Genomic DNA, 12,283 nt, shown 5'->3' with positions numbered 1-12,283 from the left:
GAACGTAAAGGGAAAGAAATAGCACCCTTGCGTAACTGTGCTTGAGCGCTAAATAGGAGCCATGACCCACTACACCGACAACCTGACCCAACTCGGCGGCCACACCGCCCAGCCGACCGATCCAGCCCAGGCCGTGTTGGAACGCGTGCCCAACCCGCACCCGGATATCGATTATGTCGCCCGCTTTACGGCGCCGGAATTCACCTCGCTATGTCCGGTGACCGGTCAGCCCGACTTTGCCCATATCGTCATCGACTATGTGCCGGGTGAATGGCTGGTCGAATCCAAGTCGCTGAAGCTGTTCCTGACCAGCTTCCGCAATCACGGCGCCTTCCACGAGGACTGCACAATCCATATCGCCAAACGTCTGCGCGATCTGCTTGAGCCGCGCTGGCTGCGCATCGGCGGCTTCTGGTATCCGCGCGGTGGTATCCCGATCGATGTCTTCTGGCAGACGGCCGAGCCGCCCAAGGGCGTCTTGGTCCCCGACTTTGGCGTCGCAACTTATCGTGGCCGGGGCTAAGTCACGCCTTGTCGAAGCCGGCATCGGGAAATTCCGACGGGGCCTTGCAGGTTTCACGAAGCTGTTTGATCTCATCATCGCTCGGGCCTGTTGCAAAGACGTGTAGCGGCGGCCATGTGTCCGGTTCGAGCGACGTGCCGCGGCATACCCGCATGACGTCTGTGAAGCGACGGGCAAAAGGATGTTTCATGTCGGCCGGCGCCAGGATGACGACGTCGCATTCCGGTAGCAGGGTGGTGATTCCGCATACGAGACTGGACCACGTCAACAGGCGCCCATTGTCTTCGATCGCTTCGATCTGCCCGACATAGATGTCGCGGCCCTGTTTGGCGTTGTAGGCGTTGAGTGACGCCTGCTGGCTGTTATAGTCGGTCAATCGATTGAGTTGTTGCAAGCGGTGCAGGCTCGGGGTCGTTTCGGGTGCGTTGGCGACGGCTTTCCAGCCACCCTGGTGCAGAATGAGCGGCGTGTAGGAAATAGGGCGTGCATCCTGAGGGTACTGTTCTTCGACGAATTCGGCCATGGCCTTCATGCCCGCCGTATCGTCAGCGCCGGCCACGGCGACCAGGGTGCGCGAGATGGCGACAACGACCGGCTCGCCTTTAAGCGTCAATGCCTGGAATGCTTCGGGCATCAGCAAGACGGACGGATCGTAGAAGGTGTCGCTGTTGAGGATGTAGAAGCCGTTCAGGGGCTGGAAGTCGGGCTTTTTAAACGCCCGGAGATTGGACATGGCTGTCACCATGACCTCATCGAACGTCTTGCCCCACGTCTTCAACTGATCCGGCGGAAGCATGGCGATGCTCTCAGGCATGTTAATGGTAAGTATGACGCTGAGCTCGTCGCAGAAAGGGCGGCTGCAAAGACTGGCATAGTCTTGGGGAAAGCCTGTTACCAACCACAGGTTTTCGATAAAGGCGCGGTTACGCAGAGTCGGTAACAGGTTCGGGCTGACCTTGCTGAAGTCATTGCTATCCTTGCCACTTTGCGCGCCCTGGGTCGCAAGGCGCACCAGTAATGTCACTTGCGCTTGTTTTTCGTCTGCAGTTTTGGCCTTCAGCCAGTCCTGGTAGACATTGCCCAGATACAGGACTCCACCGGCGCCGGTGTCGATGGTGCTGTCGGCGGCATCGTAGTCGAGCTTGTCCCTCCAGGCGGCGGCGCGAAAAGCCGCCAGTACGGCCTGTGCGAATGTTTCCTTGTCCTGGCCTGCGCCGTCACGGCTATCTTTGCTCATGGTTGCCCCCTGTACGCCCGGACGGTAGCCTAGGGAGATTTCACCGATCTGCCAAGGGGGCGTAGCAGCCCGCAGGCCATCCGGAAGACACTGATTTCGGCGTTGTACTCGAGCGCGGCCGGCGATAAGCTATCTGGCAGGGGGAAGCGGCATGGAAGATCTGTGGAAGCGCTGGTGGTTTCGGGCGATTACGGGCGCCATAGCAACGCCTCTCGTAACGACACCGCCCGCATTTCTCATTTTCATCATAATCAGCCTTTTTTCCGGCGGCTATTTTTCGGCCAGCGGGCTGTTGAGCGGTCTGAGCGCTGCGTTTCCCGCTATCGCCCTCACGGAAATTGTCCTGGCGGTACCGCCGTGGATTGCCATGGAAATCGGTAATCGCCGCAGGAGGCGACCGCTTCCGCCGGAACTGACCGCAGCGTGGATGGCCTTGAGCAGCGCTTGCCTGATAGGGCTTTTCGCGGCGGGTGCCCGGATTGAGTCCTGGCTTGGCGAATCATCGGTGGGCATGTCGCTGGGGAGCATCGGCTCGACCATCGCCGTCCTTGTGGCGATCTATGTCAGCGCCATCGTCCTGGCCTGGCTCATTTTGACCCCATTTGTCGCGCGCTGGCGGGCAAAGATTGGCCGCGAGGCTAACAGCGCTGAGCTATTCTGACTCTCAGGGTGGACATTTTTGACCAAGCCTTGACCTCCGCTTCACAGTGTATGTCTTGTTTGCACTGCAAACGTCCGCCGGACCGGGCGGGCGGCAAAGGGGCGTGAGATGAAGTTCAAGATAACCGATGAGCTCGGATCGCCAGATTCGGACTCGACCTCCGCGGATTCCGGATATCCGGGACATGAACTGGCCAATAACGCGGCACCGCCCACGCCATGGACTGAAGCCACGTCAGCGCTCCCGACAGACATTATCGAAGCCAATACAACCATGTCGTCCGCCTTGGCTGGCGACGATGTGGCCGGCGTGTCAAGCGTTCTGGCGCATAAGTCGGGAGCAGAGACCGTAACTGGCTTAAGTCTGTCTAGTGCCACGGCTATCTCCTCTGCCTCTGCCACGGTTGCGGTCGCAACGGACACGCCCGTGCATCCCGACGCGGTCTCCATCGGAGTTTCGCCGGAGCCCTCTGTCGCTGGCCCGGCAGCACCAGCTACACCCTCTGGCAGCGACTCCGCTGGCTACACCGTCTCCGAAATCACCGGCGCTGATCCCACCATGACGATCAATGTCGTCGGCTATGGGCAATTGTTCGACGTCCTGACGGCGATTGATCTGGGCACCTATGTCGACAGCGCGGGACACAAGATCAACAATATCACCCTCAATTTCATGGGGCCTATTGAGACTCTGCACGACGTTTTTGGACATCCTGTCGACCTGCCGGCGCTGGATAATCCCAATATGCACCTTGTCATCAACGGCAATGGCTGGGCGCTGGACGGCAAGAGCGAGACCAGCGGCCTGCGCGTGTTGGCCGGCGACGTAGCCCTGGAAAGTATCGGCTTCATCAATACCGTGGCCTTTGGCGGTGACGGCGGCAGCGGTATCGCCGGTGGCGGCGGCGGCGCGGGCCTGGGCGGCGGGCTCTATGTCGGCGCAGGCGCCAATGTCACGCTGCGCAACGTCAATTTTACCGGCGATACGGCGGTCGGCGGTCACGGCGGATTGGCTGATCCCACCGCTAACGGCGGTGGCGGTGGTGGTGGGCTCGGGGGTAATGGCGGCAGTTCCGCCCATGGCGACAACGGCCACTTGGTGTTTAACGGCGGCGGCGGCGGCGGCGGTGTCGGGCGCCAGGCCGACGGCAGGTACTCGGCCCTGGAGGTGTATTCGTCTAACACCTATATCGTTAGTGGCTTGCGTGGCTCGGTTATCGGCAAGGCGTCCGCCGGCCATGGTGGCGGTCAGCAACAGGACCAGGTTACCACCTTCAGCTTTGCCGGCTGGGACATTAACCTGGACGCGGAAACGGTGATCAGCGGATACCAGCCTGGTGGTAAATATGGTGGCGCCGGGTCGTCGGGCGGTTCGGTCTTGTCCGGCGGCGGCGGCGGCGGTGTCGGCGGCGGCTCCTCGGAGGCCTACTATAATCCCGACACAAAACACATCGAAGCCTTTCCTTATGCTGACCTTGTCTCGACGGTCACGACCGTCGTCGCGGGCATTGCTTTTCCCGAATTCGGTTTCGCGGCCGGCCTGGCGCAGCTGGCCGCCGACCTGAAGACCGATGCGGACAACAATGACTGGTCACTCACTGCCATAGCCGGAATTGCCTCGGACGTGATTACCGTCGCCTTCTCTGTCAAGGGCGCCTACAACGGGGCGAAGGCGGCCGCCTTAGCGGAACTCAAGGGCCTGCAGGCGGCGACCAAGGCCGGTTTGGCTACGCGTCTCTTCTATGCCTTTGGCAGGAAGGTGATCGCCCTCGCGCCGTCGGTCATCATGAACCAGATCGTCGATGGCGATAAGAGCATGCGTGACCTGCTTGACAACGCCTATCTGGCTATCCGGCACAAGCATGTCATCCACGTTCCGGATCTGCCGGGCCAGTCAAACCACCAGACGGTATATGGCTTGCCCGCCGACACAAAAGGCGTTCCCACGCAGGGCGGCAACGGTGGCTGGGGCGGCGGCGGCGGCGGCGGCGGTGCCGGCGGCGGCAATGGCGGTTATGGCGGCGGCGGCGGCGGCGGCGGCGCGCCGACAGCGGACTATGATTTTTACGGTGGTAATGGCGGCTTCGGTGGCGGCGGTGGCGGTGGCGGTATCGGCGCCGAGGGCGGTGCCGGCGGGTTCGGCGCCGGGGACGGTACCGACGGCGTCTATCTCGACCCCGATACCGGTGCGGTCTCGCCCTATATTTCTACGGGCGGTGGCGGACTTGGGGCGGGCGGTGCTGTCTATGTCGAGGCCGGTGGGCACCTTACGATCGAATCAGGGACCATCTTCACCAACAACTACGCCCAGGGTGGTGTCGCCGTCAGTCCGGGACAAGGCTACGGCAACAATATGTTCCTGGCCGGCGACCAGACCCTGACCTTGGGCGCTGTGCGTTACCAGGTCATTGCCTTCGACGGCGGCATCGCCGACATGCACGGTTCCGACAGCCGCTATTCCGGACGCGGCAATCTGGTGCTCACCGGTGACGGTGAAATCCAGCTGGGCGGAGTCAATTTCCTGTCCGGCACCATCACCATCGGTGACGTGGCGCTTGGCGTGACGAACCACACCACCCAGGTGCCGCTCGTCCACAACAACCACAGCGCCTTTTTCTTTTTCGGCAACGGTCACCTGAACCTTCAGCCTGGGGCGTCGTTCAACAGCGAGATGATCGTCAAGGCCAATCCCGGCGGCATGCTGACGGTCGGAGACGGTGTTGTATGGGGCGGTACGCTCGATATGGCCGCGCTCAGTTCTGGCGATCCTTTCACGTTCGACTTTGGACTGGACGTCCCGGACTTTAATATTATCCATTTCCCGGGCGATACCGGCGGCACGTTGGACATGTTCACCCGCCGCTACGACAATGATCATCTCGGAGTCATCCGGGTGGACGGGAATATTCGCCTGGTCGGCCTAACCTCCAACGGCGAGGCCCTGGCGCAGTGGAGCGACGATCCCGACCGTCAGGGTGAACCCGGCACCCTGCTGACCCTGCTGCCGGACACCAATATCTTCAATCTTCATACGAGCAATGACCTGACCGTCGTCCTTCATTACCTGGCCGGAGCACGGGTGCGCGACAGCCTGGTTACCGTCGACGGTTCCGATTACAGCGGCACCTATATCCTGCAGGATCACGATCGCGGTTCGGAGACGCTCAGCTTCACCGGCGGTCCCTTCACCGGCACGGTGGTTTTCGACCTTAACGGCACCAACCACGGCGAGGTGCAATTGGCGCACAGCACCCTCGTCCAGGTGGCCACTTACGAATTCGAGATGAGTGGAGAGATCGAGAATTTTGCCGGCGAAGGGTTGGCGACCATTGACCTGCCGGATCTGGCTTTTCGCGTCAATACCTGGTCACTGGCGGTGGATGGCACCCTGACTGTCAGCAACGGCCTCGAAGTCGATATCCTCCACCTGACGGGATCCCACCCCAGCCATTTTGTGCTCGGCGACGATGGCCACGGCGGCACGCGAATCTACGCCTCGGCCTTTGACCAGTTCCTCGACCTGGGCATCGATCACCTGAAGGTCAATAACGACACGGATCTCGCCGATACCCTGGCGGCGATCTACAATTACGATATCGGCCAGGTGAAGCATTCACACATCGACCTGAACGACGGCGGCACCGGCTTCCATCAGGACTTCGCCATCCGGGAAGACCTGGGCTCGATGACCGTAGCCTTCCACACGGCGAACGCCTCAGGCACCATTTCCTTCCAGGACTATTACGGCGCGATCTGCACGCTCGAAATCGACCAGGCTGCCTTTAACAAGACCGGCGACACGACCTACGCCTTTACGCCGGTGATCAACGACTTGAAGCCCGGCGCCTACGCCATCGTCGACGGTCTGGCGGTGATCGACCTGACCGGCCTCAGCTTCAGTGCCGACCACAGTCAGATGAGCTGGACGCTGTCCGGTTCGACCCTGACGGTCAGCAATGGCACGATAAGCGATACGCTTACGCTGGGCGGCCGCGTGCCGACTTCGATCGTCCTGGCGTCTGATGGCCACGGCGGGACGGCGGTCTATGACAGCCTGGCCTCGGCGATCTCGGCGGCCAATGCCACCCAGCATACCGGCGGTGAGCCACTCGATCTGACGATTCTGATTTCCGGCACCGTCAGCAGCGCCGGACTCGGCGCCATCAGCCTGCAATCCGGCGTCACCCTGACGATCGACGGCACGGGCGGGACTCTGGATGGCGGCGGTGGCAATCCGGGCCTGTTTGTCTATCAGGGCAATGTCATCATCGAAAACCTGACCATCCAGAATACGGTCACCAAGGGCGGCGACGGCGCCTACAGTCTCCACGGTGGTGGCGGTGGCGGCGCCGGTCTTGGCGGCGGGTTGTTCATCGCCCCGGGCGGCACGGTGACGATCGAGGACGTAAGCTTCGTCAATACGGCGGCGCAGGGCGGCAATGGCGGCGCGGGTTCGGTCAATATCGGTCCACCCGTTCGTGACGGCGGTGGTGGCGGTGGCCTCAGGGGCAATGGCGGTGTGGATTTCAGCTATTTCGACGGCGCGGCGCCTGAGGGCGTGCCGGAACCGTTCGGCTATGGCGGGATGGGATATTATTACAGCTTCTACGGCAATGCCGCGACGCCGGGCGGTTTCGGCGGTGGCGGTGGCAGCAGTTGGTCTCAGGGCGCGAATGGTGGTTTCGGCGGCGGTGGCGGCGGGTCGCAGTTTCCGGAAACAAACCAGGACGGTGGCAATGTCCCCGAGAATCCCGGCACCGGGGGCTTCGGCGGTGGTGACGCCTATGCCGGCGGTGGTGGCGGTCTCGGCGCGGGCGGCGACATCTTCGTCGTCGAAGGCGGCACGCTGATCCTTCGCGGCAACACCTCACTGGGAACCGGATCGGTTACCGGCGGGGCGGGCGGCTTCGGGAGCTGGTTCCTCGACGACGGCAACGGGGATTCCGGCAAGGCCTACGGCTCGGGCCTGTTCATCCAGGGCAATCAGACCGTGACCTTCGATCCTGGGGCGGGAAAGCTGCTGACGATCAGCGGCGTCATCGCTGACGAACATGGATCGGTGGCGGCGGCCACGGGGCGCGGTGCGATTGCGGTCGCCAGCGGACACGTCGTGCTCGATCCGCGGGCCGGCGCCAGTGCGACCGCCAACACCTTCAGCGGCGGGATTTCGCTGACCGGCGGTAATCTCGAACTGGCCTCGGTTGCGGCGGCGGGCTCTGGCGCCATCGTCTTCGGTGACAGCATGACCACGACGCGTGTGCTGACACTGGATGCCGGCGCCCGACCGGGGTCCGGTGGCATGTTCGCCAACGGCCTGACCGGCTTCAACGACGGGCAGGACGTTATCGACCTGGCGGGGCTCACCTATGTGTCGGGCGCCACGATCCTGGTCGGCGGATCGACGCTCCACGTGACCAATGGCGGTTACAGCCTTGACTTCACCCTGACCGATACGCCCGCAACCTTCTTCTATGTCTTCGATGACGGTCACGGCGGCACGGCCATTTCGGCAGGCAAACAGGACACCTTCGCCCGGCCGGAGAACAGTATGGCGGTCGCGACCCTTGCCTCTGTGCTGAGCGGCTCAATCAGCTATGCCATTGTTGGGGGCGATGATGCGGCGGCCTTTACGATCAACGCCACGACGGGCGCGCTGAGCTTTATCACGGCGCCTGATTTCGAGACGCCCTCAGACCAGGGCGCCGATAATGCCTATAAGGTCGTTGTGCGCGCGACAAATGGCAGCCGTATCGACGACCATGCCGTCACGGTCAGCGTCAGCAATGTCAACGAAGCCCCGGTTATCATACGTGATGCCGGCGCGGCGAACAGTTCGAGTTCCGTCACCACCGTCATGATGGCCGAAAATACCACCTTCGTGGCAACCCTGATCGCGACCGACATCGATGCCGGTGCCGCGATTACCTATTCGGTCGCCGGTGGCGCCGATGCGGCATTGTTCACCATCGATGCCACTACAGGCAAGCTGGTCTTCGCGGTTGCTCCCGACTTTGAATTGCCGGGCGACCAGGGCGCCGACAATGTCTATGAGGTGAGGGTGCGCGCCAGCGATGGCGGGCTATATGACGAGCAGCCGTTCCTGGTGACGGTCAGCAATGTGCCGGAAAGCCTCAACCTGGCGGGCGGCACCAGCGCCGATACCCTGACCGGGGGCAGTTTCCACGATATCCTGGCGGGCGGTGCCGGCAACGACCAGCTTACGGGCCTGGCCGGTAACGACCAGTTGAGCGGCGGGAGCGGCAACGATACGCTCGACGGCGGCGCCGACAACGATTTCGTCACCTATGTCGATGCGACCAGCGCCGGGGTCAAGCTCAGCCTCGCCCTGTCAACGGCGCAGGTGACCGGCGGCTCCGGCACGGATACCTTGATCGGGATCGAAAACATCCGCGGTTCCGCCTATGCCGACAAACTGACAGGCGATGGCGGCAGCAACATCCTGATCGGCGACGGCAGCAATGACAGTCTTGATGGCGGCGGCGGCGACGACAGCCTGACCGGCGGCACTGGCAGCGATACCTTTGTCGTCGACAGCGCGGGCGATGTCCTCACGGAAGCGGCCAACCAGGGTACAGACCTGGTGACAGCCTCGGTCAACTGGACGCTGGCCAGCAATTTCGAGAACCTGACCCTGACGGGTACCGACGCCATCAATGGCACCGGCAACGGCGTGGCCAACACCATCACCGGCAATACCGGCAACAACGTGCTCGACGGTGCGGCAGGCGCTGACAAGATGTATGGCGGCCTGGGCGACGACACCTATGACTTCGATTCCACCGGTGACCACGCCGTGGAGACGACCGGCGAAGGCCATGACCTGGCCTACACTTCCGTCACCCTGACCTTGGATTTCAATGTCGAGGACCTGATCCAGACCGGCCCTGGCAATATCAATGCGACCGGCAACACGCTTGACAATGCCATGACCGGCAATAGCGGCAATAACGTGCTGGACGGCGGCGCGGGTAACGACACCCTGACCGGCGGTCTGGGCAATGACAGCTACGGTGTCGATAGCGCCGGTGACGTGGTGACCGAGGCTGCCGCTGAGGGTACTGACACTGTGCTTGCCAATCTGGCTGATTATGTCACCTACGCGCTGGGCGGTAATGTCGAGAACCTGGTCCTGACCGGCAGCCATGTCAGCTTCGGGGTCGGCAACAGCCTGGATAATACCCTCCAGGGCAATGGCAATAACAACTATCTCGATGGAGACCTTGGCGCCGATACCTTGATCGGTGGTGCGGGCGATGATGTCTATATCGTCGACAACGTCAGTGATGTGGTGGTCGAGGCGGCGAATGGCGGTTATGATGCCGTGAATGCGGTCGTTACCTATACGCTGAGCGCCAATATCGAAAACCTGGGCCAGCTCGGCAATGCCGCGATCAATCTGACCGGCAACGGACTGGCCAACCATATCAATACCGGCAGCGGAAATAACCGTCTTGATGGCGGCGCGGGTGCCGACACCCTGACCGGCGGGGCGGGCGACGATACCTATGTCCTGGACGTCGTCGGCGACACGGTGAACGAAGCCGCCGATGAGGGGGCGGATACCGTCATCGCGACCTTTACCTGTGCGCTGGGCGCCAATCTCGAAAACCTGGTGCTTTCGGGCACTGCGGCGATCAACGGCACCGGCAATGGCGACAACAATATACTGACCGGCAATACCGGCAGGAACGTGCTGAGCGGCCTTGATGGCAACGATTATCTCGACGGCCTGGGCGGCAACGACACACTGACCGGCGGCCTTGGCGACGATACCTATAGTGTCGACAGCGCCTCAGACACCATGGTTGAACTGACCGGTGAAGGCGTCGACCTGGTCTATGCCTATGTCGACTATACTCTGAGCAACAATGTCGAGAACATGTATCTGGTCGGCGCCGTCAACGGCACCGGCAACGCGCTGAACAACAGCCTGATCGGCAACGCCGCGGCGAATAGCTTGACCGGTCTGGCCGGTAACGATTCCCTGGACGGGGGCAGCGGCGCGGACACCCTGGCGGGCGGCCTGGGCAATGACAGTTTTCGCGTGGATGACGCCGGTGACGTCGTCGTCGAAGCCGGCAACCAGGGCACGGACACCGTCATTGCCTCGATAGGCTACACCCTGGGTAGCACGCTTGAGATACTGGTCCTGGCCGGCAGCGGCAATATCAACGCCACCGGCAACGCCGCCAACAATGCCCTCACCGGTAATGACGGCAACAACCTGTTGGACGGCAAGGCAGGCGCCGACAGCATGACCGGCGGACTGGGCGACGATACCTACTATGTCGACAATACCGGCGATCGGGTCTACGAAGCCGATCTGGGCGGTATCGATACTGTCTTCAGCATCGCCACCTATTCGGCCGCGGCCCAGTATATCGAGAATGTCACCCTGACGGGCTCGGCGGACATCAATGTCGTGGGCAACGGGCTCAACAACGTCCTGACCGGCAATAGCGGCAATAACGACCTGAACGGCAGTTCCGGCGCCGACACCATGATCGGCGGTTTGGGCAGCGATACCTATACGGTCGACAATGCCGGCGACGTCGTCATCGAAACCAACAGTACCGGGGTCGATGTGGTCAATGCGCGCGTCAGCTTCGATATCGGCGCGCAATATATCGAAGTCGTCAACATGACCTCCAGCGGCAATGTCAATGCCTATGGCGGCACGTTGAGCCGCGCCGAGACACTGAATGGCGGTACCGGCAACAATATACTGGATGGGCGTGGTGGCTCCGACACCATGGCCGGCGGTCTGGGCAACGATACCTACTATGTTGATCGGGCGACCGACCTGGTGACCGAAAATACCGGCGAAGGCACGGACCTGATCTATGCTGCCATCACCTACACCCTGACCGACAATGTCGAAAACCTGATCTTGCAGGGTGCCGGCAACCTCGTCGGCACCGGTAATGCCCTCGGCAATACGCTCAGCGGTAACGGCGGTAACAACAAGCTGCTCGGGCTGGACGGCAATGACTGGCTGGATGGCGGCCTGGGTAACGACACCCTGACCGGCGGCCTGGGCAACGACACCTATGTCGTCGACAGCGCCACGGACTCAGTTGTCGAACTCACCGGCGAAGGCACGGACACGGTGCAGGCCTCGGTCTCCTACACCCTGGGTACCGCGGTCTATGTTGAGACCCTGACCTTGACCGGTACGGCCAATATCAACGCCACCGGCAACGCCCTGGCCAATACCGTTAACGGCAATGCCGGCAATAATCTCCTCGATGGCGGTGCGGGCGCCGACACCATGGCGGGCGGTTTGGGCAACGACACCTTTGTCATCGACAATGCCGGCGACGTGACCGTCGACGTCAGCACGGGCGGCCTGGGAGACGCCGTCAATGCCTCGGTCACCTACGCCCTGGGGGCTTCGGCCTATATCGAGATTTTCAACCTAACGGGCGCCGGCAATATCAACGGCACGGGCAACAACGTCGCCAATACGATCACTGGCAACAGCGGTAATAACAGTCTGGATGGCGGTAATGGCGCGGATATCCTGACTGGCGGCGCGGGCAATGACACCCTGATCGGGGGGGCGGGCGCCGATATCTTCTTCTTTGGCCTGGGCAGCGGCCAGGACACGATCAACGACTTCAAGTCCAGCCAGAACGACCTCGTCAATATCCACGCCTACAGCAATGGCGTGGCCTATGGCGGCGGCGTCACCCTGACGGCCCAGGGCAGCAATACCCTGATCGATCTCGGCGGTGGCAACACCATCCTGGTGCTCAACATCATCCCGACTGACAGCAGTTTCCTCAGCCATATCGTCTGGTAGACGCACTGGAAATCGAAGTTGCACCCTGCCGTCGTCA

Annotated in this window: 4 protein-coding genes; 3 read left to right on the top strand and 1 reads right to left on the bottom strand. The window is 61.9% G+C overall.

Annotation, left to right across the window (positions count from 1 at the left end):
• Nucleotides 1-61: 61 nt before the first annotated feature.
• Complete coding sequence (gene queF, locus AC1DXO_RS18880; RefSeq protein ID WP_476979731.1) at nucleotides 62-523, top strand: preQ(1) synthase; 462 nt, start codon at nucleotides 62-64, stop codon at nucleotides 521-523.
• Between the two features lies 1 nt (nucleotide 524).
• Here queF and AC1DXO_RS18875 read toward each other — a convergent pair whose 3' ends face one another.
• On the bottom strand, nucleotides 525-1,760 hold the full coding sequence (locus AC1DXO_RS18875) for a DUF1444 domain-containing protein (RefSeq protein ID WP_476979730.1): 1,236 nt from the start codon (nucleotides 1,758-1,760) through the stop codon (nucleotides 525-527).
• Between the two features lie 151 nt (nucleotides 1,761-1,911).
• Between AC1DXO_RS18875 and AC1DXO_RS18870 the strand changes: the two genes are divergently transcribed.
• Together AC1DXO_RS18870 and AC1DXO_RS18865 are read left to right on the top strand one after the other, a co-directional pair.
• Nucleotides 1,912-2,421, top strand: coding sequence for a hypothetical protein (locus tag AC1DXO_RS18870; RefSeq protein WP_476979729.1), 510 nt, complete (start codon nucleotides 1,912-1,914; stop codon nucleotides 2,419-2,421).
• 108 nt (nucleotides 2,422-2,529) lie between these two features.
• Nucleotides 2,530-12,246, top strand: coding sequence for a beta strand repeat-containing protein (locus AC1DXO_RS18865; RefSeq protein ID WP_476979728.1), 9,717 nt, complete (start codon nucleotides 2,530-2,532; stop codon nucleotides 12,244-12,246).
• The last annotated feature ends 37 nt before the right edge of the window (nucleotides 12,247-12,283 follow it).

It is taken from the genome of Asticcacaulis sp. P2_C5 (assembly GCF_056404555.1).
This window is presented reverse-complemented; position numbering and strand designations above follow the sequence as displayed.

Bases quoted from the DNA above. Each gene is read 5' to 3' on its own strand.
- queF (WP_476979731.1), top strand. From the start codon at position 62: ATGACCCACTACACCGACAACCTGACCCAACTCGGCGGCCACACCGCC.
- AC1DXO_RS18875 (WP_476979730.1), bottom strand. From the start codon at position 1,760: ATGAGCAAAGATAGCCGTGACGGCGCAGGCCAGGACAAGGAAACATTC.
- AC1DXO_RS18870 (WP_476979729.1), top strand. From the start codon at position 1,912: ATGGAAGATCTGTGGAAGCGCTGGTGGTTTCGGGCGATTACGGGCGCC.
- AC1DXO_RS18865 (WP_476979728.1), top strand. From the start codon at position 2,530: ATGAAGTTCAAGATAACCGATGAGCTCGGATCGCCAGATTCGGACTCG.